General features: G+C 70.0%; 21 protein-coding genes. 20 read left to right on the forward strand and 1 reads right to left on the reverse strand.

What is annotated here, in order from left to right; translation table 11 throughout:
- Positions 1-18 precede the first annotated feature (18 nt).
- The 20 genes from efp to ACFTZB_RS06880 all read left to right on the forward strand — a co-directional run bounded on the left by efp (position 19) and on the right by ACFTZB_RS06880 (position 21,631).
- The gene (efp, locus tag ACFTZB_RS06785; RefSeq protein ID WP_378430693.1) at positions 19-582 is read left to right on the forward strand and encodes an elongation factor P; all 564 of its coding nucleotides are present in this window, start codon (positions 19-21) and stop codon (positions 580-582) included.
- A complete protein-coding gene (nusB, locus tag ACFTZB_RS06790; RefSeq protein WP_378430694.1) occupies positions 583-1,092 on the forward strand; it encodes a transcription antitermination factor NusB in 510 nt (169 codons plus the stop codon). It begins immediately after the preceding gene.
- Between the two features lie 140 nt (positions 1,093-1,232).
- Positions 1,233-1,862, forward strand: coding sequence for a bifunctional pyr operon transcriptional regulator/uracil phosphoribosyltransferase PyrR (pyrR, locus tag ACFTZB_RS06795; RefSeq protein ID WP_015890604.1), 630 nt, complete (start codon positions 1,233-1,235; stop codon positions 1,860-1,862).
- Entirely contained in the window at positions 1,863-2,807 is a 945-nt protein-coding gene (locus ACFTZB_RS06800) for an aspartate carbamoyltransferase catalytic subunit (RefSeq protein ID WP_378430695.1), read from the forward strand.
- Positions 2,804-4,147, forward strand: coding sequence for a dihydroorotase (locus ACFTZB_RS06805; protein ID WP_378430696.1), 1,344 nt, complete (start codon positions 2,804-2,806; stop codon positions 4,145-4,147). Before ACFTZB_RS06800 ends, ACFTZB_RS06805 begins: the two co-directional genes overlap by 4 nt.
- Positions 4,144-4,710, forward strand: coding sequence for a transporter (locus ACFTZB_RS06810; protein ID WP_378430697.1), 567 nt, complete (start codon positions 4,144-4,146; stop codon positions 4,708-4,710). The genes ACFTZB_RS06805 and ACFTZB_RS06810 overlap by 4 nt, the downstream gene beginning before the upstream one ends.
- Positions 4,707-5,867, forward strand: coding sequence for a glutamine-hydrolyzing carbamoyl-phosphate synthase small subunit (gene carA / locus ACFTZB_RS06815; protein ID WP_378430698.1), 1,161 nt, complete (start codon positions 4,707-4,709; stop codon positions 5,865-5,867). The genes ACFTZB_RS06810 and carA overlap by 4 nt, the downstream gene beginning before the upstream one ends.
- Positions 5,867-9,235 carry a carbamoyl-phosphate synthase large subunit gene (gene carB / locus ACFTZB_RS06820; protein ID WP_378430699.1) on the forward strand — a complete coding sequence of 1,123 codons (3,369 nt, stop codon included), beginning with the start codon at positions 5,867-5,869 and terminating at the stop codon, positions 9,233-9,235. The genes carA and carB overlap by 1 nt, the downstream gene beginning before the upstream one ends.
- 29 nt (positions 9,236-9,264) lie before the next feature.
- Positions 9,265-10,074 carry an orotidine-5'-phosphate decarboxylase gene (pyrF, locus tag ACFTZB_RS06825; protein WP_378430712.1) on the forward strand — a complete coding sequence of 270 codons (810 nt, stop codon included), beginning with the start codon at positions 9,265-9,267 and terminating at the stop codon, positions 10,072-10,074.
- 126 nt (positions 10,075-10,200) lie between these two features.
- Complete coding sequence (mihF, locus tag ACFTZB_RS06830; protein WP_005262298.1) at positions 10,201-10,521, forward strand: integration host factor, actinobacterial type; 321 nt, start codon at positions 10,201-10,203, stop codon at positions 10,519-10,521.
- 8 nt (positions 10,522-10,529) lie between these two features.
- Positions 10,530-11,153: a guanylate kinase gene (gene gmk / locus ACFTZB_RS06835; RefSeq protein ID WP_378430700.1), complete on the forward strand. Its 624-nt coding sequence runs from the start codon at positions 10,530-10,532 to the stop codon at positions 11,151-11,153.
- Positions 11,154-11,194: 41 nt separating this feature from the next.
- On the forward strand, positions 11,195-11,500 hold the full coding sequence (gene rpoZ, locus ACFTZB_RS06840) for a DNA-directed RNA polymerase subunit omega (RefSeq protein WP_005241734.1): 306 nt from the start codon (positions 11,195-11,197) through the stop codon (positions 11,498-11,500).
- 14 nt (positions 11,501-11,514) lie between these two features.
- On the forward strand, positions 11,515-12,816 hold the full coding sequence (coaBC, locus tag ACFTZB_RS06845) for a bifunctional phosphopantothenoylcysteine decarboxylase/phosphopantothenate--cysteine ligase CoaBC (RefSeq protein ID WP_378430701.1): 1,302 nt from the start codon (positions 11,515-11,517) through the stop codon (positions 12,814-12,816).
- 132 nt (positions 12,817-12,948) lie between these two features.
- Positions 12,949-14,163, forward strand: a complete 1,215-nt coding sequence (gene metK / locus ACFTZB_RS06850) for a methionine adenosyltransferase (protein ID WP_120659112.1) — start codon at positions 12,949-12,951, stop codon at positions 14,161-14,163.
- 46 nt (positions 14,164-14,209) lie between these two features.
- Positions 14,210-16,228, forward strand: coding sequence for a primosomal protein N' (locus ACFTZB_RS06855; protein ID WP_378430702.1), 2,019 nt, complete (start codon positions 14,210-14,212; stop codon positions 16,226-16,228).
- Positions 16,229-16,314: 86 nt separating this feature from the next.
- Positions 16,315-16,971, forward strand: a complete 657-nt coding sequence (locus tag ACFTZB_RS06860; RefSeq protein ID WP_378430713.1) for a PadR family transcriptional regulator — start codon at positions 16,315-16,317, stop codon at positions 16,969-16,971.
- An 87-nt stretch (positions 16,972-17,058) separates the two neighbouring features.
- Positions 17,059-18,036: an esterase/lipase family protein gene (locus ACFTZB_RS06865; RefSeq protein WP_378430703.1), complete on the forward strand. Its 978-nt coding sequence runs from the start codon at positions 17,059-17,061 to the stop codon at positions 18,034-18,036.
- A 259-nt stretch (positions 18,037-18,295) separates the two neighbouring features.
- Positions 18,296-19,219 (forward strand): methionyl-tRNA formyltransferase, encoded by a 924-nt coding sequence (fmt, locus tag ACFTZB_RS06870; RefSeq protein ID WP_378430704.1) that lies wholly within the window; start codon positions 18,296-18,298, stop codon positions 19,217-19,219.
- Positions 19,216-20,643 carry an RsmB/NOP family class I SAM-dependent RNA methyltransferase gene (locus tag ACFTZB_RS06875; protein WP_378430705.1) on the forward strand — a complete coding sequence of 476 codons (1,428 nt, stop codon included), beginning with the start codon at positions 19,216-19,218 and terminating at the stop codon, positions 20,641-20,643. The genes fmt and ACFTZB_RS06875 overlap by 4 nt, the downstream gene beginning before the upstream one ends.
- 130 nt (positions 20,644-20,773) lie before the next feature.
- Positions 20,774-21,631 (forward strand): mycofactocin-coupled SDR family oxidoreductase, encoded by an 858-nt coding sequence (locus tag ACFTZB_RS06880; RefSeq protein ID WP_378430706.1) that lies wholly within the window; start codon positions 20,774-20,776, stop codon positions 21,629-21,631.
- Between the two features lie 60 nt (positions 21,632-21,691).
- Here ACFTZB_RS06880 and ACFTZB_RS06885 read toward each other — a convergent pair whose 3' ends face one another.
- Positions 21,692-22,030, reverse strand: a complete 339-nt coding sequence (locus ACFTZB_RS06885; RefSeq protein ID WP_378430707.1) for an MmcQ/YjbR family DNA-binding protein — start codon at positions 22,028-22,030, stop codon at positions 21,692-21,694.
- Between the last annotated feature and the right edge of the window lie 36 nt (positions 22,031-22,066).

Here is a 22,066-nt window from a genome sequence, read left to right on the forward strand (position 1 = left end):
CGAGGAGACGCGAAGCAAGTGGCTTCAACCAGTGATTTCAAGAACGGCCTGGTCCTGCAGATCGAAGGCCAGCTGTGGACGATTACCGAGTTCCAGCACGTGAAGCCCGGCAAGGGTCCCGCGTTCGTGCGCACCAAGTTGAAGAACGTGCTCTCGGGCAAGGTCGTCGACAAGACGTTCAACGCCGGCGTCAAGGTGGACACGGCCACGGTCGACCGCCGCGACATGACCTACCTCTACCACGATGGCACCGACTACATCTTCATGGACGGCGCCACGTACGACCAGATCTCGATCAGCGAGGCCACCGTCGGCGACGGCGCCCGCTTCCTGCTCGAGAACATGTCCGTGCAGGTCGCGACGCACGAGGACGTTCCGCTGTTCGTCGAACTGCCCGTCACCGTCGAACTGGTGGTCAAGCACACCGATCCCGGTCTGCAGGGCGACCGCTCCACCGGCGGCACCAAGCCCGCCACCCTCGAGACCGGCGCAGAGATCAACGTTCCGCTGTTCATCAACACCGGTGACAAGCTGAAGGTCGACTCCCGCGACGGCAACTACCTCGGGCGTGTGAATTCCTGAGTGTCCGGTTCGCATAAGAAACTCGGCGCACGGCACAAGGCCCGCAAGCGCGCCGTCGATTTCCTCTTCGAGGCCGAGGCGCGAGATCTCGATCCGGTCGATCTCGCGAACGAGCGCGCGGAATTGTCCGGCAAGGACGATTCCGTGGCACCGGTCGCCCCGTACACCGTCACCGTGGTGACGGGTGTCGCGGAGAACCTGGACCGCCTCGACGAGGTGATCTCGTCCCACCTGCAGGACTGGACGCTCGAGCGGCTGCCCGCCGTCGACCGCGCCATCCTGCGCATCGCCGTGTGGGAGCTGTTCCACGCCACCGACGTGCCTCCGGTCGTGGCCGTGGACGAGGCGGTGGAGCTCGCCAAGCAGCTGTCCACCGACGAGTCGCCGGGTTTCGTCAACGGCATCCTCGGCCAGGTCGTGCTGGTGGCCCCGCAGGTGCGGTCGGCTGCGGCCGCGACGTCGCGGCGTGCCGAGACCGCCGGCGGCGAGTCGAACGACGCCCGCTCGTAAGTTCGTGTCCCGCTGCGGGCCCGTGTCGGCGGGTCCGCAGGTCAGGGGTCCGGGCCTGGCGCAGTCGACGCGCTGATAAGCTGTCCGCGTCAGGCATCCTTTAACGATCCGTCCAGTGAGGCGGAGAAGGAGGTCGTTGTATGCGCGTGCCCGAAGGGTCTCGCCCCGCCGGGGAACCGGCGGATTCAACACCAGAAGAGTCCCCGTCCGTCGAACCCGCACGGGAGCTGCTGTCCGCAGCCGATGTGGGACGGACCATTGCGCGAATCGCGCACCAGATCATCGAGAAGACCGCGATCGACGCCGCCGACGGTGAGGCGCCGCGTGTCGTTCTGATCGGCATCCCGACCCGGGGCACGACGCTGGCCGCGCGGCTCGCCGGGAAGGTCGAAGAATTCTCCGGGGTGCGTCCACCGGTCGGCTCCCTCGACATCACCCTGTACCGCGACGATCTGCGCACCAAACCGCACCGCCCCCTCGAACGGACCTCGGTGCCCGAGGGCGGCGTCGACAACACCCTGGTCGTCCTCGTCGACGACGTGCTGTTCTCCGGCCGCACCGTCCGCTCGGCGCTCGACGCCCTCCGCGACCTCGGGCGGCCCCGGGCCGTCCAGCTGGCCGTCCTCGTCGACCGCGGGCACCGCGAACTGCCGCTGCGCGCCGACTACGTGGGCAAGAACGTGCCCACCGCCCGCACCGAGGACGTCAAGGTGCTCCTGAGCGAACACGACGGCCGCGACGCGGTCATGATCTCCGGGGGGAAGAGCTAAGTGAAGCACCTGTTGTCGATCGCGGACCTGACACGGGAATCGGCCGTCGAACTTCTCGACGAGGCCGAACGCTTCGAACAGGCCCTCCTCGGACGTGAGGTGCGCAAGCTCCCGACGCTGCGCGGCCGGACCGTGATGACCGTGTTCTTCGAGAACTCGACCCGCACCCGGGTGTCGTTCGAGGTCGCAGGCAAGTGGATGAGCGCGGACGTCATCAACGTCAGCGCCTCCAGCTCGTCGGTGTCGAAGGGCGAGTCGCTGCGGGACACGGCGATGACGCTGCGCGCCGCCGGGGCCGACGCCCTGATCGTGCGGCACCCCGCGTCGGGTGCGGCCCACCAGATCGCGAACTGGACCGGACGTCAGGATGACGGCGGACCCGCGGTGATCAACGCCGGCGACGGCACGCACGAACACCCCACCCAGGCGCTGCTCGACGCGCTCACGCTGCGGCAACGCCTCGGCGACATCGACGGCAAGCGCATCGCCATCGTCGGCGACATCCTGCACAGCCGGGTCGCGCGGTCCAACGCGCTGCTGCTGTCGATGCTCGGCGCCGAGGTCGTCCTCGTCGCGCCGCCCACGCTGCTCCCGGTCGGTGTGTCGTCGTGGCCGGTGTCGGTGGCGCATTCCCTCGACGCGGAACTGCCCGGTCTCGACGCCGTCCTCATGCTGCGGGTGCAGGCGGAACGGATGAACGGCGGGTTCTTCCCGTCCCAGCGGGAGTACTCGATCAATTACGGCCTGTCGGAGAAGCGGCTCGCGCTGCTTCCCGAGCACGCGGTGGTGCTGCACCCCGGTCCGATGCTCCGCGGCATGGAAATCGCCTCGGCGGTGGCCGATTCGACGAGAACCGCCGTGCTGCAGCAGGTGACCAACGGTGTGCACATGCGGATGGCGGTGCTGTTCCGGCTGCTGGTCGGAGCGGAGGAAGTAGCGGGATGAGTGACAGTGCAGTGACAGGAGAGACAGTGCTCATCAAGAACGTGTTGCTGTACGGCGAAGGCGAGCCCACCGACGTTCTGCTCGGTGACGGCGTCATCGCCGCGATCGGTGCGGACGCGGGCACGGACGCCGCGCCGGACGCCGAGGTGATCGACGCGGCGGGGCAGATCCTGCTCCCCGGTTTCGTCGACCTGCACACCCACCTGCGGGAACCGGGCAGGGAGGACACCGAGACCATCGATTCCGGTTCCGCCGCCGCGGCGCTCGGCGGGTACACCGCGGTCTTCGCGATGGCCAACACCAGCCCGGTCGCCGACTCGGTGGTCGTCACCGACCACGTGTGGCGCCGCGGCCAGGAAGTCGGGCTCGTCGACGTGCACCCCGTCGGAGCGGTCACCGTCGGGCTCGAGGGCAAGCAACTCGCCGAGATGGCCACGATGGCGTCCGGGACCGGCCGGGTGCGGATGTTCTCGGACGACGGCCATTGCGTCTACGACCCGCTGATCATGCGCCGGGCCCTCGAGTACTCGAGTTCGCTCGGCGTGCTCATCGCGCAGCACGCGGAGGAGCCGCGACTGACGGTCGGAGCGATCGCGCACGAAGGGCCCACCGCCGCCCGGCTCGGGCTGGCGGGCTGGCCGCGCGCCGCCGAGGAGTCGATCGTCGCCCGCGACGCACTGCTCGCCCGCGATGCCGGGGCGCGCGTGCACATCTGCCACGCCTCCACCGCGGGCACCGTCGAACTGATGAAGTGGGCACGCGGACAAGGTATTTCGATCACAGCCGAGGTCACCCCGCACCACCTGCTGCTCGACGATTCCCGGCTCGAGACGTACGACGCCGTCAACAAGGTGAACCCGCCCCTGCGGGAGGCGAGCGACGTCGCCGCGCTCCGGGCCGGACTCGCCGAGGGGACCATCGACTGCGTCGCCACCGACCACGCGCCGCACGCCGAGCAGGACAAGTGCTGCGAGTTCGCGGCCGCCCGCCCCGGAATGCTGGGGCTCGAGACGGCGCTGTCGATCGTCGCGCAGACGATGGTCCGCACGGGGCTGCTCGACTGGCGCGGCGTTGCCCGGGTGATGAGTGAGCGCCCGGCCGAGATCGTCGGACTCGACGACCAGGGGCGTCCGATCGCGGTCGGCGAACCCGCCAACCTCGTGCTGATCGATCCGGACGCCGAATGGACCGTCCACGGCCCGGATCTGGCCAGTGTCGCCCACAACACGCCGTACGAGTCGATGACGCTCCCGGCGCGGGTGACCACGACGATCCTGCGTGGCCGGATCACCGCCAGCGACGGCCGGGCCCGCGTGCCGGCACGGAACGGCAGGGGATGACGGTGGAGAGAATTCTGTGGATCGTCGGCCTCGTCGCGTTCTGGGTGCTGGCCATCTTCCTCATGTACGTCGGCTGGCGGGGGCGTGCCCGTCGGCAGGCCGACCGGGTCGGGCAGCTTCCCGCCGTGCCCGCGCACCTGGGCGAGCAGACGATCGCGCCGGTCTCCGGCCTGTACGTGGGCAGCACCCTCGCCCCCAGCTGGCAGGACCGTATCGCGGTCGGCGACCTCGGCTTCCGGGCGACGGGCGAGATCTCCCGCTACGCCACCGGGATCCTGCTCGAACGGGACGGGGCGTCGGCGATCTGGATTCCGCGGGACGCGGTCCGCGCGGTGCGCACCGAACGCGGCCTGGCGGGCAAGGTCATGAGCAAGGACGGCGTCCTGGTGATCCGGTGGGAGCTGCCGACCGGCACCGAGATCGACACCGGTTTCCGCAGCGACGACAAGTCCGTGTACCCCGCCTGGGTGGGCACAGGGAAACCGGACGGCAAGACAGACAGTGAAGATTCAGCGAATGCGGCGAGCTCTGGTGAGGTCGAGCAGAACGGAGAGAACGCATGAGCGGCTACGACACCGACTCTGCAGTACTGGTCCTCGAGGACGGACGGGTATTCCGGGGCACCACTTTCGGCGCCGTCGGCCAGACACTCGGTGAGGCCGTCTTCAGCACCGGCATGACCGGGTACCAGGAGACGCTCACCGACCCCAGCTACCACCGCCAGATCGTCGTGGCCACCGCGCCGCAGATCGGCAACACCGGATGGAACGACGAGGACGACGAGTCCGTCGGGCCCACCGGCAGCAGCGCGGAGGCGAAGATCTGGGTCGCCGGGTACGTCGTCCGCGACCCCGCCCGCCGCACCTCCAGCTGGCGCGCCACCGGATCCCTGCAGGACGAGCTCGTCAAGCAGGGAGTCGTCGGGATCGCCGGCATCGACACCCGGGCCCTGGTCCGCCACCTGCGCACCCGCGGTTCCATGCGCGCCGGCGTCTTTTCCGGCGACGCCCTCGCCGACACCGACGTGCTGCTCGAGCGGGTGAAGGGCCAGCCGTCGATGCTCGGCGCGGACCTCGCCGGCGAGGTCAGCACCACCAGCGGCTACGTCGTCGAGCCGACCGGGGGAGAGGCGCGCTTCACGGTCGCGGCCATCGACCTCGGCATCAAGACCAACACCCCGCGCATGTTCGCCGAGCGCGGCATCCGGGTGCACGTGCTCCCGTCCGACGCCACGCTCGCGCAGATCCTGGACCTGAAGGCCGACGGCGTCTTCCTCTCCAACGGTCCCGGCGACCCGGCGACCGCCGACGGCGCCGTGCACCTGACGAAGGAAGTCATCGGGCAGGGCCTGCCCCTGTTCGGCATCTGCTTCGGCAACCAGATTCTCGGGCGCGCACTCGGTCTCGGCACGTACAAGATGAAATTCGGTCACCGGGGCATCAACATCCCGGTCGTCGAACACGAGACGGGACGCATCGCGATCACCGCGCAGAACCACGGGTTCGCGCTGGAGGGGGAGGCCGGACAGGAGTTCGACACCCCGTTCGGCAAGGCCGTCGTCAGCCACACCTGCGCCAACGACGGCGCCGTCGAGGGGGTCCGCCTGCTCGACGGATCCGCCTTCTCGGTGCAGTACCACCCCGAGGCCGCGGCGGGCCCGCACGACGCCGCGTACCTGTTCGACCGCTTCACCAGCCTGCTCGAGGGAGTCAAGAACTAATGCCACGCCGTACAGATCTCTCCCACATCCTGGTGATCGGCTCCGGGCCGATCGTCATCGGCCAGGCCTGTGAGTTCGACTATTCCGGAACCCAGGCCTGCCGGGTGCTGCGCGAGGAGGGCCTGCGGGTCAGCCTCGTCAACTCCAACCCGGCCACGATCATGACCGACCCCGAATTCGCCGACGCCACGTACGTGGAGCCGATCACCGCCGAGTTCGTCGAGAAGGTCATCGCCCTCGAGGCCGAGAAGGGTCACCCCATCGACGCCGTCCTCGCGACGCTCGGCGGCCAGACCGCCCTCAACACCGCGGTGGCGCTGCACGAGCAGGGCATCCTCGAGAAGTACGACGTCGAACTGATCGGCGCCGACTTCGACGCCATCCAGCGCGGCGAGGACCGGCAGAAGTTCAAGGACATCGTCGCCAAGGTCGGCGGCGAGTCCGCGCGCTCCCGCGTCTGCTACACCATGGACGAGGTCCGGGACACCGTCGCAGAACTCGGTTTCCCCGTCGTCGTGCGGCCGTCGTTCACGATGGGCGGACTCGGCTCCGGCATGGCCTACGACGACGAGGACCTCACGCGGATCGCCGGCGGCGGCCTCGCCGCGTCACCCACCGCCAACGTGCTGATCGAGGAGTCGATCCTCGGGTGGAAGGAATACGAGCTCGAGCTGATGCGCGACGGCCGCGACAACGTGGTGATCGTGTGCTCGATCGAGAACGTCGACCCGGTCGGGGTGCACACCGGTGACTCGATCACCGTGGCCCCCGCGATGACGCTCACCGACCGCGAGTACCAGGCGATGCGCGATCTCTCGATCGACATCCTCCGCGAGGTCGGCGTCGACACCGGCGGCTGCAACATCCAGTTCGCGATGGACCCTGCCGACGGGCGGCTCGTCGTCATCGAGATGAACCCGCGCGTGTCCCGGTCCAGCGCGCTCGCGTCCAAGGCGACCGGCTTCCCGATCGCGAAGATCGCCGCGAAGCTCGCCATCGGCTACACCCTGGACGAGATCGTCAACGACATCACCAAGGAAACGCCGGCGTGCTTCGAGCCGACCCTCGACTACGTCGTGGTCAAGGCGCCCCGGTTCGCGTTCGAGAAGTTCCCGGGCGCCGACGACACCCTCACCACCACGATGAAGTCGGTCGGTGAGGCCATGTCGATCGGCCGCAACTTCACCGAGGCGTTCGGCAAGGTGCTGCGCTCCCTCGAGACCAAGCGGGCGGGGTACTGGACGGGTCCCGACGTGGAGGCCGCCGACCTGGACAGCCTCCTCGCGGAACTGAGCGTTCCCCGCGACGGACGCGTGTACGGCCTGGAGAAGGCGTTCGCGCTCGGCGCCACCGTCGAGCAGCTGTTCGACGCCACGAAGATCGACCCGTGGTTCCTCGACCAGATCCTGCAAATCCACGAACTCGGCGACGCGTTGCGCGAGGCGCCCGAGGTGACCGAGCGGGTCCTGCGCCGCGCCAAGCACCACGGCCTGTCGGACCGGCAGATCGCGGCCCTGCGCCCCGAGATCGGTGGCGAGGACGCGGTCCGCGCGCTGCGTGAGCAGTGGGACGTCCACCCCGTCTACAAGACGGTCGACACCTGCGCCGCCGAGTTCGAGGCGAAGACGCCCTACCACTACTCCAGTTACGAACTGGACCCGGCGGCCGAGTCCGAGGTGGCCCCGCAGACCGAGCGTCCGAAGGTCCTGATCCTCGGTTCCGGACCGAACCGCATCGGTCAGGGCATCGAGTTCGACTACTCCTGCGTCCACGCCGCCCTGACGCTGTCGGAGGCCGGCTACGAGACCGTGATGGTCAACTGCAACCCGGAGACCGTCTCCACCGACTACGACACGGCCGACCGGCTGTACTTCGAGCCGCTGACGTTCGAGGACGTGCTCGAGGTGTACCGGGCGGAGTCGATCTCGGGCACCGTCGCCGGTGTGATCGTGCAGCTCGGCGGTCAGACCCCGCTGGGTCTGGCGAAGCGGCTGAAGGCGGCGGGGGTGCCGATCGTCGGCACCAGCCCCGAGGCCATCGACCTCGCCGAGGATCGCGGCGAATTCGGGAAGGTGCTGGTCGATGCCGGTCTGCCCGCCCCCAAGTTCGGCACCGCCACCACGTTCGCCGGGGCCCGCGACATCGCCGCCGGCATCGGGTACCCGGTGCTGGTGCGGCCGTCGTACGTCCTCGGCGGCCGCGGCATGGAGATCGTGTACGACGAGGCGTCCCTCGAAAGCTACATCTCCCGCGCCACCGAAATCTCCGACGATCGGCCGGTGCTCGTCGACCGCTTCCTGGAAGACGCCATCGAGATCGACGTCGACGCCCTCTGCGACGGCACCGAGGTGTACCTCGGCGGCGTGATGGAGCACATCGAGGAGGCCGGTATCCACTCGGGCGACTCGGCCTGCGCGCTGCCGCCGATCACCCTCGGCCGCGCCGACCTCGAGAACGTGCGCCGCTCCACGGAGGCGCTCGCCAAGGGCATCGGCGTGAAGGGCCTGCTCAACGTCCAGTACGCCCTCAAGGACGACATCCTGTACGTCCTCGAGGCCAACCCCCGCGCCAGCCGCACCGTGCCGTTCGTGTCGAAGGCGACGGCCGTGCAGCTCGCCAAGGCGTGCGCCCGCGTCATGCTTGGCGAGTCCATCGCCGAGCTGCGCACGAGCGGCGTGCTCCCGGCCACCGGCGACGGCGGCTGGACCCCGGCGGACGCGCCCGTCGCCGTCAAGGAGGCGGTGCTGCCGTTCAACCGGTTCCGCCGCGCCGACGGCACCGGGGTCGACACTCTGCTGAGCCCGGAGATGAAGTCGACCGGCGAGGTCATGGGCATCGACGCCGACTTCGGCACCGCGTTCGCGAAGAGCCAGACGGCCGCGTACGGTTCGCTGCCCACCTCGGGCTCGGTGTTCGTCTCGGTCGCCAACAAGGACAAGCGGTCGCTGATCTTCCCGGTGAAGCGGCTCGCGGACCTGGGCTTCCGGATCCTGGCCACGGAGGGCACCGCGGCGGTCCTCCGCCGCAACGGGATCACCTGCCAGGAGGTGCACAAGCATTCCGGCGAGAAGCTGGAGGCGGGGGAGCGCACCATCGTCGAGACGATCCGCGACGGCGAGGTCGACATGGTGATCAACACCCCGTACGGCAACTCCGGACCGCGTGTCGACGGCTACGAGATCCGCAGCGCGGCCGTCGCGATGAACATCCCGTGCGTCACCACCGTGCAGGGCGCGTCCGCCGCGGTGCAGGGCATCGAGGCCGCGATCCGCGGCGATATCGGCGTCCAGTCGCTTCAGGCGCTGCACGAGCGACTGCGGTCGCCCGCCGTCGTCGTCGCCCCGGCGACCGGATCCGTCTCGTCGTGAGCGGACACCATCACCACCACCACTCCTGGGTGCATCGGCTGACGTCGGCGGTCGAGCACCGGGGGCGGTTGTGTGTCGGCATCGACCCGCATCCGGGGCTGCTCGAGGCGTGGGGGCTGCCCGTCTCCGCCGAGGGGCTGGAGACGTTCGCGGAGATCTGCGTGGAGGCCTTCGTCGGTGAGGTGGCCGTCGTGAAGCCTCAGGTGGCGTTCTTCGAAGCGTACGGCTCCGCCGGGTACGCGGTGCTCGAACGCACGATTTCGGTCCTCAGAGAGGCAGGGACGCTCGTCGTCGCCGACGCCAAGCGCGGGGACATCGGGTCGACGATGGCGGCGTACGCGCAGTCCTGGCTGGGCGCGGAGTCCGCTCTGTCGTCCGATGCCGTGACGGTGTCGCCGTACCTGGGATTCGGTGCCCTGGATCCGGCGCTGTCGCTGGCCGCGGAGCAGGGTCGTGGGCTCTTCGTGCTGGCCCGGACGTCCAATCCCGAGGGCGGCGATCTGCAGGCGGCGGGAACGGCCTCGGGGGTGTCGGTGGCGCAGTCCGTGGTGGACGCGGCGGTCCGGCACAACGACGCGCAACCGGGTCTGGTGGGTCTGGTGGTGGGCGCGACACGCGGACACGGCCTGGATTTGTCGAATTTTTCCGGGCCGATTCTCGCGCCCGGTCTCGGCGCCCAGGGTGCGACTCCCGGTGATCTCGCCGACATTTTCCCCGATTCGCGAAAACTGTTGTTGCCGAACAGTTCTCGGGGTGTTCTCCGGGCCGGACCGTCGGCGGCGGCACTGCGTGAGGCGGCCGTGAAGGTGCGTGACGAGATCGAGTCCGCACTCTCATAGCCCACCTGAATCCGGCTCTGACCTCGGGGGGTGGGTTCGCAATCGGCGCCGGGCGTGAGTACGGTCGCTATCGCTGCTGGTTATCCAGTGGTTTGGACTATTTGCCAACGACGAGACGGAGGAACCGTGGCCCTTCCCCAGTTGACTGATGAGCAGCGCGCTGCTGCTTTGGAGAAGGCAGCTGCTGCCCGCAAGGCCAGGGCTGAGCTCAAGGAGCGCCTGAAGCGTGGTGGCACCGACCTCAAGCAGGTTCTCAAGGACGCCGAGGACGACGAGATCCTGGGCAAGATGAAGGTGTCGGCACTGCTCGAGGCGCTGCCCAAGGTGGGCAAGGTCAAGGCGCAGGAGATCATGACCGAGCTGGAGATCGCTCCGACCCGTCGCCTCCGTGGCCTCGGCGATCGGCAGCGGAAGGCCCTGCTCGCCAGGTTCGACTTCGAGGCCTGAGCACGACAGTGGTAGCTGACGCACAAGTGTCAGAGCGCAAGACCGCAGTGCGGAGGGGTCGGCTGGTAGTACTGGCCGGCCCCTCGGCCGTCGGTAAGTCCAGCGTGGTGCGACTCCTGCGTGAGCGGATGCCGGAGCTCGTCTTCAGCGTGTCCGCGACGACGCGCGATCCACGCCCGGGCGAGGTGGACGGAAAGGACTACCGGTTCACCTCTCGTGACGAGTTCCAGCGGATGATCGATTCCGGTGAGCTGCTCGAATGGGCCGAGATCCACGGCGGACTCCAGCTGTCGGGAACCCCGGCCGCGCCCGTCCGCGCGGCCATCGAACAGGGCAGGCCGGTGCTGGTCGAGGTCGATCTCGCCGGTGCGCGGGCCGTCCGCGCCGCGATGCCCGAGGCTCTGCTGGTCTTCATGGCGCCCCCGAGCTGGGACGTGCTGGTCGAGCGGTTGACCGGCCGGGGCACCGAATCCGCGGAGGTCGTGGAGCGGCGTCTCGCGACCGCCCGGGTCGAGCTGGAGGCCCAGGACGAGTTCGATGTGGTCGTCGTGAACGAGGATGTCAGCCGAACGTGCGACGAGTTGGTATCCTTGTTGGTTGGACGACCGGAACAGTCCGACTCGACCCACTAGATCTCACATCAACTAGCCAGAACAATTTCAGGAGATACCGAGTGAGCAGCACCCCCGCAGTAGCGTCCGCAACACCCAGCCACGGCGCCCTGCCGGCTTACGACACCCCGCTCGGCATCACCAACCCTCCGATCGACGAGCTTCTCGCCCGCACGTCGTCGAAGTACGCGCTGGTGATCTACGCGGCCAAGCGTGCGCGTCAGATCAACGACTACTACAACCAGCTCGGCGACGGCATCCTCGAGTACGTCGGCCCCCTCGTGGAGCCGGGCCTGCAGGAGAAGCCGCTGTCGATCGCGCTGCGTGAGATCCACTCCGATCTTCTCGAGCACACCGAAGGCGAGTGAGCGGAGGATCTGCGGTGCCTGACCAGGCAGCGGGCCCGGGTTCCGGGCGCGGGACGGATTCACCGGAACCGGTGCCCTCGGGGGTGCGCAAGCGGATCGTCGTCGGTGTCGGCGGCGGCATCGCGGCCTACAAGAGCTGCGCCGTCATCCGGGCCTTCACCGAGGCCGGACACCACGTTCGGGTCATCCCGACCGAGTCCGCGCTCGAGTTCGTGGGCAAGGCGACATTCGAGGCGCTGTCGGGCAACCCCGTGCACACGGGTGTGTTCACGGACGTCCCGCAGGTTCCGCACGTGCGTCTCGGGCAGGAAGCGGATCTCGTCGTCATCGCCCCCGCCACCGCCGACCTCATGGCGCGGGCCGTGGCGGGACGCGCGGACGACCTCCTCACCGCGACGCTGCTCACCGCACGATGTCCCGTCGTGTTCGCGCCCGCGATGCACACGGAGATGTGGGAGCACCCGGCCACCGTCGCCAACGTCGCCACGCTGCGCGCCCGCGGCGTGACCGTCATCGAACCCGCATCCGGCCGCCTCACCGGCAAGGACACCGGCGCCGGCCGGCTGCCCGAACCCGACGAGATCGTCGGATTGGCGTCGTTGCTGGTCGAGCGTCCCGACGCGCTGCCCCGCGACCTGGAGGGCCGCCGGCTCCTCGTGTCCGCGGGCGGCACCCGGGAACCACTCGACCCGGTGCGGTTCCTCGGGAACCGCAGTTCGGGCAAGCAGGGTTACGCCATCGCCCGGCTCGCCGTGCAGCGCGGGGCCGAGGTCACCCTCGTCTCCGGGTACACCGCCGGCCTCGCCGACCCGGCCGCCGTCGACGTGGTGCACGTGCGGACCGCGGAAGACATGCGGGTCGCCGTCGCCAAGCACGCGCCCGGGTTCGACGCGGTGATCATGGCCGCGGCCGTCGCGGACTTCCGGCCGACGACGACGGTGGCCAGCAAGATCAAGAAGGGTGCGGGTGAACCCGACTCGATCGCACTGACCAAGAACGAGGACATCCTCGCCGGCCTCGTCCAGTCCCGGAGGGACGGCGAGATCCCGTCGACGACCGTGATCGTCGGATTCGCGGCCGAGACCGGCGACGCGGACGGCGACGTCCTCACGTACGCACGGGCCAAGCTCGCGCGTAAGGGCTGCGATCTCCTCGTCGTCAACGCGGTCGGTGAGGGCAAGGCGTTCGAAGTCGACCATAACGACGGGTGGCTGCTCGGAGCCGACGGTTCCGAGTCCGCGCTCGAGCACGGATCGAAGGCGTTGATGGCGAGCCGGGTGCTCGACGCCGTCGACCAGCTCTTCCGGGCACTCTGACGAAACGTTCGGGAGGGTTTCGGTGATTCTAAGGGTGTCACTCCCGCCGGGGTGGCGTTAGGGTCGTTCGTTGTATTACGCAGCTAAGCTGTTTTCACGTGCTGTTCAGGACAACTGTCGAGAGGGAATTCTGTGAGCCAGTCCGGTAGTCGGCTATTCACCAGTGAGTCTGTGACCGAGGGGCACCCGGACAAGATCTGTGATGCGATCAGCGACTCCATCCTCGACGCGCTCCTCACGGACGACCCCCGTGCCCGTGTCGCCGTCGAGACCCTGGTGACCACCGGACAGGTCCACGTCGCCGGTGAGGTGACGACCACCGCCTACGCCGACATCCCCAAGATCGTGCGCGACACCGTCCTCGAGATCGGCTACGACTCCTCCGCGAAGGGCTTCGACGGCAACTCCTGCGGCGTCAACGTGGCGATCGGGGCGCAGTCCCCGGAGATCGCCCAGGGCGTCGACCACTCGCACGAGGTCCGCACCGGCGAACTGAGCGACGACGAGATCGACCGTCAGGGCGCGGGCGACCAGGGCCTGATGTTCGGGTTCGCCACCACCGACACCCCGGAACTGATGCCCCTGCCGATCGCGCTGGCGCACCGGCTGTCGCGCCGACTCACCGAGGTCCGCAAGTCGGGGGTCCTCCCGTACCTGCGCCCGGACGGCAAGACCCAGGTCACCATCGAATACGACGGTGACAAGGCGGTGCGCCTCGACACCGTGGTCATCTCGACGCAGCACGCCGCCGACATCGACCTCGACAACCTGCTCACCCCCGACTTGCGGGAGAAGGTGCTCGGTTCGGTTCTCGCCGAGATCGACATGCCCGAACTCGACGTCTCGAACATCCGGCTGCTCGTCAACCCGACCGGCAAGTTCGTGCTCGGCGGCCCGATGGGCGACGCCGGATTGACCGGTCGCAAGATCATCGTCGACACGTACGGCGGCATGGCCCGCCACGGTGGCGGCGCGTTCTCCGGCAAGGACCCGTCGAAGGTCGACCGGTCGGCGGCCTACGCGATGCGCTGGGTGGCCAAGAACGCGGTCGCGGCGGGGCTCGCGGACCGCATCGAGGTCCAGGTGGCGTACGCGATCGGCAAGGCCGCACCGGTGGGTCTGTTCGTCGAGACGTTCGGGACCGAGAAGACGGATCCGGCGCGGATCCAGCAGGCCATCACCGAGACGTTCGATCTGCGTCCGGGTGCGATCATCCGCGACCTCGACCTGCTGCGCCCGATCTACGCGCAGACCGCGGCGTACGGCCACTTCGGTCGCACCGACATCGACCTCCCGTGGGAGAGCATCGACCGGGCGGAGAAGCTGCGGGCAGCCGCAGGCCTCTGATCGGTAGTCACGGCGCGGCGGGCGCCGCCGCGGTAGGAGCCGCCGCGTGAGCGCGGAAAAGGTTGCGGCAGAGGTCCACCCGGTTGCCCGGGTGCTGCCGCTCCTTCCGCTCGCGCACCTCGACCGCGAGTTCGACTATCTCGTGCCGAAGGACCTCGACGAGCAGGCGCAGCCCGGGGTCCGGGTCCGCATCCGGTTCGCCGGGCGCCTCGTCGACGGATTCGTCGTGGCCCGCACCGCGACGAGCGACCATCAGGGCCGTTTCGGCTGGCTCGAACGGGTGATCTCACCGGAGCGGGTGCTGACCGAGGAGATCACCCGGGTGGTCGACCTCGTCGCCGGCCGGTACGCCGGAACCCGCGCGGACGTCCTGCGGCTCGCGATTCCGCCGAGGCACGCGCGGGCGGAGTCCGAGGCCGCGTCCGAACCGCCCGAGATGTCCGGCACCGCCATCCCCACCGGCGCGTGGGACCGGTACGTCCACGGCGCCGCGTTCCTGACGGCGCTGTCGGAGGGGCGCGCCCCCCGTGCGGTGTGGCAGGCGCTCCCCGGCGAGGACTGGCCGGCACGTCTCGCGGAACTGTCCGGGCTCGTCGCCGCCACCGGTGCGAGCACGGTGGTCGTGGTCCCCGACCAGCGCGACCTCGACCGGGTCGTCGCGGCGGTGGAGACGCTGCTGGGCAAGGACGCCGTCGTCGGGCTGGCCGCCGGCCTCGGGCCCGCCCTGCGCTACCGGCGGTGGCTGGCGGCGTTGCGGGGGACCGCCCGGGTCGTCGTCGGGACCCGGAGTTCGGTGTTCGCGCCGACACCGCGTACCGGACTGATCGTGGTGTGGGACGACGGGGACGACAACCATTCCGAACCGCGCGCACCGTACCCGCATGCCCGCGAGGTGGCGCTGCTCCGCGCGTATGCCGGTGGGTGCGCCGTGGTGCTGGCCGGGCACGCGCGCACCGCCGAGGCCCAGGCCCTCGTCGATTCGGGATGGGCGCACGACCTCGTCGCGTCCCGGGACTCCGTGCGGGCGGCTGCCCCGAAGATCACCGCACTCGCCGACAGCGACCACGCCCTGGCCCGCGACCCCGGAGCGCGGGCCGCCCGGTTGCCCGCCATCGCGTTCGCCGCCGCCCGGGAGGCGCTCGGCGCCGGCAGGGGAGTGCTGGTCCAGGTCCCCCGGCGCGGCTACGTCCCCAGCCTCGCGTGCGGCAAGTGCCGGGCGCCCGCGCGCTGCCGCCGATGCAACGGACCGCTCGCCCTGCCGTCCGCCGCCGGGCCGGACGGGGCGGGAACACCCGCGTGCCGGTGGTGCGGCGTCGCCGACGCCGCACATCGCTGCCACGCGTGCGGAGCGCGGGCGCTGCGCGCGGTCGTGGTCGGCGCCGGACGCACCGCCGAGGAACTGGGCCGCGCCTTCCCCGGGGTCGCCGTCCGGATGTCCGGAGGGTCGGACGTCGTCGACGAAGTGAAGCAGGGCCCCACCCTCGTGGTGTCGACCGTCGGGGCCGAACCCGTGATGCCGGGCGGCTACGGTGCGGCATTGCTGCTCGACGGCTGGGCACTGCTGGGTCGCCCCGATCTGCGAGCCGCCGAGGAGACGCTGCGGAGGTGGATGACGGCGTCGTCGCTCGTGCGCCCGTTCGCCGACGGCGGTCAGGTGGTCGTGGTCGCCGATTCGGGTATTCCGACAGTGCAGGCGCTGGTCCGCTGGGATCCGGTCGGTCACGCGCGTGCGCAGTACGAGGAGCGGGCCGAGGTCGGATTTCCGCCGGCCATCCATCTCGCGGCGATCGACGGCAGCGCGAAGGCGATCGCCGACCTCCTGGACCTCGCCGACCTGCCGGCGAACGCGGAATTGCTCGGCCCGGTCGAATTGCCCGCGGGGGAGCGGCTGCCGTTCTCCGGTGACGCGCCGGAGCCGGCGGAGGTGGAGCGCATGCTGATCCGGGTGCCCCGCGGGGAGGGGAAACCGCTGGCCAAGGCGCTGGGAGAGGCGCAGTCGGTGCGCAGTGCGCGGAAGGACTCGCAGCCCGCGCGGGTACAGATCGACCCTCTCCGCATCGGGTAGTTGACGACCGTCACAGAAATGGGTCTTGCCGGCCTGCAATTGACGATATATCGTTGATGCATCAGCGATACAGAAGGAGGCTGATGATGGAAGACTTCCATTTCGAACACAGAGGTTCCCGACGGGAACGATTCGGACGCGAACGGATGGCACGGCCCGACGGGCCGCACCGTCACGGACACCGCCGAGGCGGCTTCGGTCCCGAGGGCGGTCCGGGCTTCGGGCCCGGAATGCACTTCGGCCGCGGACGCGGACGAGGCGGGCGGGGTCGGCGCGGCGATGTCCGCTCCGCGATCCTGCTGCTGCTCACCGAGCGGCCGATGCACGGCTACGAGCTGATCCAGCAGATCGTCGAGCGCAGCGACGGGGTGTGGAGGCCCAGCCCCGGGTCGATCTATCCCGCGCTGTCGCAGCTCGAGGACGAGGGTCTGGTGCTCATCGAAAAGGTGGCGGGCCGCAAGACCGCGCGCCTCACGGACGAGGGCACGGCCTTCGTCGAAGCGAACAAGACCGAACTCGGCACCCCGTGGGACGACGTGCGGGAGAGCGTCGGCAGGCCGGCCGAGGACCTGCGGGGCCTGATCGGGCTGCTGATGGGCGCAGCCGGGCAGGTCGCCGCGGTCGGCGACGACGACCAGGTCCGGCGGGCAGGCGAGATTCTCACCGACGCGCGGCGCTCGTTGTATCGCCTTCTCGCAGAAGATGATCAGAGCGACGCGGGCAAGGACGACACCGACTCGTAGGGCGCCGCACCCCGCCGGCTCGACGCGACAGCGCGTGCACATTCTGGGAAGGTGCACAGCAAAGTCTCAGCGAAGTCGGGAGAGATCATGAGGTTTCGGGGTGCCGGTGCGGTCGTTACGGGTGTCGTCCTGCTGATGTCCGGCGCAGTGTCCACCGCCCAGGCGGACGACGCCTCGCCCCCCTCACTCGTCGTGCCCGCAGGCGCCGGGCTTCCCCAGACCGGCCGTAGTGCCGCCGCCGCGTACGCGCACGACCACCCCGGTAGCGCACCCGCCGGATCGAACGACTTTTCCTGCACGCCCTCCGCGGACCATCCTGAGCCGGTCGTGCTCGCGCACGGCACCGACGCCAGCGCCTACGCGGACTGGGCCGCCCTGTCGCCGATGCTCGCCGCGGACGGCTACTGCGTGTTCGCCCTCAACTACGGCGGTGCTCCGGGCGCCGATTCGTTCGGGACCGAGGACATCGTCGCGAGCGCGGGGGAGTTCGGCCGGTTCGTCGACCGGGTCCGCGACGCGACCGGTGCCGACAAGGTCGACGTCGTCGGCTACTCGCAGGGCGCGAACGTCACCAGGTACTACGTCAACAAGCTCGGCGGCGCCGCGTTCGTCGACCACTGGGTCGGACTGGCGTCGCCCAGCTACGGGGGAGTGATGTACGGCCTCGTCCCGGTCGTGCAGGCGCTGCCCGGCGGCCCGGACTTCGCCCGCACGGTGACGTCGGTCGCCGTCAGTCAGCAGATGCAGGGCTCACCGTTCATGAACGACCTGAACGCGGGCGGCGACACGGTGCCCGGCGTCTCGTACACGACGATCGGGTCGCGGTACGACGAAATGATCCAGCCGTACACGAACATGGCGCTCCGCGGCGCCGGGGCGGTCAACATCCTGATCCAGGATCGATGCCCCGAGGACGGCACCGGGCACTTCCGCGCACCCTACGATCCGTTCGCCCTCGATCTCGTCCGTGCGGCGCTCGACCCGGATGCGGGTCCGCTCGCTCGCTGCGAGTTCGTGCCGATCGGCGCGGGTATCCCGGAGGTCGTCGTCGACAGCAACCGCTAGCCGGTTTCGCGACGACCTGCGCCCACAGGAAGTACGCGTTGGTGCCGAGGTCCTTTCACGGTCTTGACGGTGAGCGCGGCCGCCAGGTGTTCGGCGTCGGAATCGTTCACTGCAGGGCGGCGACTCCGTTCGCCGAGTGTCACGGCCCGGGTGTGACTCCCTAGACTGGTCGGCACATCGTCGATCAAAGGGGAGCTTCCTTCGTGAGTACCGTTTCGGCCCGCGCAGCGGTCCACCGTCCGTCGTGTGGGTCGCCGGCGTGCGCATAGTCTTCGCCGGAACCCCCGAGCCCGCCGTTCCCTCACTCGAACGCCTGATCCGTTCGCCACGCCACGACGTCGTCGCGGTGATCACCCGCCCCGACGCGGTCGCGGGGCGTGGACGCAAGGTGGTCCGCTCACCGATCGGTGCACTCGCCGACTCCCACGGCATCGAGGTGCTCACCCCGGAGCGGCCCACGGAACCGGAGTTCCTGGCGCGCCTCGCGGACCTCGCACCCGACTGCGCCCCCGTCGTCGCCTACGGGGCGCTGCTGCCGCAGAAGGTGCTCGACATCCCGGCCCACGGCTGGGTGAACCTGCACTTCTCGCTGCTGCCGGCGTGGCGCGGGGCCGCCCCCGTGCAGGCCGCGATCGGCGCGGGCGACGACATGACCGGTGCCAGCGCGTTCCGGCTGGAGGCGGGGATGGACACCGGCCCGGTCTACGGGGTGGTCACCGAGCGGATCCGCGACACCGACACCGCAGGCGACCTCCTCGGACGTCTCGCCGACAGCGGCGCCGTGCTCCTGGAGTCGGTTCTGGACGGGATCGAGGACGGCGCGATCACCGCGGTCCCACAACCGGCCGAGGGGGTCTCGCACGCCGCCAAGGTGACGGTCGAGGCGGCCCGGATCCGTTGGGACAGAACAGCTGCGGTGGTGGACCGGCACATCCGGTCGGTGACCCCCGCGCCCGGCGCCTGGACGACGATCGGTGATCTGCGCGTCAAGGTCGGCCCGGTCACCGTGACGGACGAGCGACTGGAGCCGGGGGAGATCTCCGTGACCAAGTCCGGATTCCTGATCGGGACGTCCACGGTGGCGGTGCGGCTCGACCGTGTCCAGCCGCAGGGCAAGAAACAGATGGCCGCCCTGGACTGGGCGCGAGGCGCACGACTCGACGCGGAGGTACGGGCACAGTGAGCGAATCCAGAAGGCCCGCACGCCGCGGCCAGTCCGGCTCGGGCGCCCGCAACAACCGCCCCCGGCAGGCGCGCCGCCCCGACGCGTCCCAATCCGGGCTCGACCAGCCGCGGCTCGCCGCGAGGGACGTGCTGCGCGCCGTGCGGGAACGCGACGCCTACGCCAATCTCGTCCTGCCCGGGCTGCTGCGTGAGCGGCGCCTGGACGGGCGTGACGCCGCCCTCGCCACGGAACTGGCCTACGGCGCCGCCCGTGCCCGCGGGCTCCTCGACGCCGTGATCGCCGACTGCGCGGGCAGGCCGATCGCCGAGATCGACGGACCCCTCCTCGACGTTCTCCAATTGGGCGCCTACCAGCTGCTGCGCACCCGTGTCGCCCCGCACGCCGCCGTCGCCACCTCCGTCGACCTGGTGCGCGCGGAGGCCGGCCCGGGGAAGGCGGGGTTCGTCAACGCCGTGCTGCGCCGGGTGTCGGAGCGGTCGGAGGCGGAATGGGTGGAGCGTCTCGCCCCGGCCGACCCGGTGGGGCGGCTGGCGTTCGAGCACGCGCACCCCACGTGGATCGCGCAGGTGTTCGCGGACGCGCTCGGCACCGATGCCGGGGAACTCGAGGACGTGCTCGTCGCCGACGACGCGCGGCCCGCGGTGCATCTCGTCGCCCGCCCGGGTGAGATCTCGGCGGAGGAGCTCGCACTCGCCACCGGCGGCGAGGTGGGCCGGTACTCGCCGTACGCGGTCTACCTGGACGGCGGCGATCCGGGTCTGCTCGACGCGGTCCGCGAGGGGCTCGCCGGAGTGCAGGACGAGGGCAGCCAGCTCGTCGCCCGGGCGCTGTCGCTGGCGCCACTGGACGGACCGGACACCGGCCGCTGGCTCGACCTGTGCGCGGGCCCCGGCGGCAAGGCTGCCTTGCTGGGTGCACTCGCCGGGATCGAGGGCGGGCGCCTCGACGCCGTGGAACCGGTGGCGCACCGCGCGGACCTGATCCGCAAGACGACGAAGGAACTTCCGGTTCACGTGCACGTCGCCGACGGCCGCGATCCCGGGTTGGAGGGCGGGTTCGACCGCATCCTGGTCGACGCGCCGTGCACCGGACTGGGTGCGTTGCGCCGACGTCCGGAGGCGCGGTGGCGCCGGCAGCCGTCGGACGTGGCGGGGCTCGCGAAACTGCAGCGGGAACTCCTCGCGTCGGCCGCCCGGCTGGTTCGCCCGGGTGGCGTGATCCTGTACGCGACGTGTTCGCCGCACCTGTCCGAGACGGTGGCCGTGGTCGCGGACGCCGTGCGGCGCCACGGCCTCACGGCGCTCGACACGCGTGAGCTCGTTCCCGGTGTACCCGGTCTGGGGGACGGTCCGAGCGTCCAGCTCTGGCCGCACCGGCAGGGGACCGACGCGATGTTCATGGCCGCGTTGCGCAAGCCGTAGGGCGGTCGCCTTCCCGCTGCCCGGTCCTCCGGCCGCAACTCGGTAGAACCTGTTTCACTTTTGGTGTGAAACGTGTTCTACTTCTTCTCGCGACAGAGACGTACGTCACGAAGCGAGTGGAGGACTTCACATGAATCGGGTAGCGGGGAAGGTCGTTCTGATCACCGGAGCGGCGCGAGGTCAGGGTCGTAGTCACGCGGTGCACCTCGCCGACGAGGGCGCCGACATCATCGCCTTCGACCTCTGCGAGGACATCGCGTCGAACGAGTACCCGCTGGCCACCGAGGCCGACCTCGCGGAGACGCGGCGGCTCGTCGAGAAGGCGGGGCGCCGCGTCGTCACCGCCAAGGTGGACGTGCGCGACCGGGCGGCGATGCGCCGCGAACTCGACGCCGCGGTCGCGACGCTGGGACGGCTGGACGTTGTGGTCGCCAATGCAGGGATCGCGCCCCTCGGGAACGACGTGCCCGTCGAGGGGTTCGTCGATGCGTTCGACGTCGACTTCGTCGGTGTGATCAACACGATTCACTCGGCCCTCCCGCACCTGGACGCCGGCGCGTCGATCATCGCGACGGGGTCGGTGGCCGGGCTGGTCCCGCAGACCGGCCTGAACGGCCAGCAGGCCCTGCAGGGACCGGGGGGCGACGGCTACGGCCTCGCCAAGAAGATGCTGTGGACGTACACCACCTCGCTCGCGCTCACCCTGGGCCCGAAGTCCATCCGCGTCAATGCGATTCACCCCACCAACTGCAACACGGACATGCTGCAGAGCCCGCCGATGTTCCGCACGTTCCGCCCCGACCTCGAGAACCCGACCGCCGAGGACGCGAAGGTCACGTTCCCGTTCATGCAGGCGATGCCCACCCCGTGGGTCGAACCCGAGGACATCTCGCACGCGGTGGTGTTCCTGTCGTCCGACGAGTCCCGGTTCGTCACCGGTCAGCAACTCCGGGTCGATGCGGGGGCGGGCCTCAAGCTCGGCGTCTGACGCCGATCCGATGAGGGTCCGGGCCGGTGTGCGGGCGCCGCCCGGGCCCTCGCCTTCCCGTCAGATCTGGTCGAACTGCCTGCGCAGCTTCGCCGGGGCCTTGATCCGCCAGGCGTCCCGCAGCAACTCCGTCAGCTGCGGGACGTCGACGTTCTCGAGGTCCACGAGGATCGAACCGTGGCCGTCGTAGTGCGCCGTGGTGTAGAACGGTGCCCCCTCGGCGAGCAGGGCTGCCTTCTCGTCGAGGTCGCACATCACCACCAGGCCGCCGTCCGACTCGGCCCGCAACCGGGCCAGCAGCTTGCCCGCCACCTTCAGCGCCGGGGTGTTGTACGAGGTGCTCTCCTGCACCTCCGGCAGCGACGCACCGATCGCCACGACGTCCGTCCAGGTCGGCATGGGCCCAGTATGGACCGCGCGACCCGGCCCCCACGC

It is taken from the genome of Rhodococcus sp. NPDC057014, assembly GCF_042673295.1.
Taxonomy (GTDB): domain Bacteria; phylum Actinomycetota; class Actinomycetes; order Mycobacteriales; family Mycobacteriaceae; genus Rhodococcus_F.

Bases quoted from the DNA above. Each gene is read 5' to 3' on its own strand.
- pyrR (WP_015890604.1), top strand. From the start codon at position 1,233: ATGCGCGTGCCCGAAGGGTCTCGCCCCGCCGGGGAACCGGCGGATTCA.
- ACFTZB_RS06805 (WP_378430696.1), top strand. From the start codon at position 2,804: ATGAGTGACAGTGCAGTGACAGGAGAGACAGTGCTCATCAAGAACGTG.
- ACFTZB_RS06810 (WP_378430697.1), top strand. From the start codon at position 4,144: ATGACGGTGGAGAGAATTCTGTGGATCGTCGGCCTCGTCGCGTTCTGG.
- carA (WP_378430698.1), top strand. From the start codon at position 4,707: ATGAGCGGCTACGACACCGACTCTGCAGTACTGGTCCTCGAGGACGGA.
- carB (WP_378430699.1), top strand. From the start codon at position 5,867: ATGCCACGCCGTACAGATCTCTCCCACATCCTGGTGATCGGCTCCGGG.
- ACFTZB_RS06860 (WP_378430713.1), top strand. From the start codon at position 16,315: ATGGAAGACTTCCATTTCGAACACAGAGGTTCCCGACGGGAACGATTC.
- ACFTZB_RS06865 (WP_378430703.1), top strand. From the start codon at position 17,059: ATGAGGTTTCGGGGTGCCGGTGCGGTCGTTACGGGTGTCGTCCTGCTG.
- ACFTZB_RS06880 (WP_378430706.1), top strand. From the start codon at position 20,774: ATGAATCGGGTAGCGGGGAAGGTCGTTCTGATCACCGGAGCGGCGCGA.
- ACFTZB_RS06885 (WP_378430707.1), bottom strand. From the start codon at position 22,030: ATGCCGACCTGGACGGACGTCGTGGCGATCGGTGCGTCGCTGCCGGAG.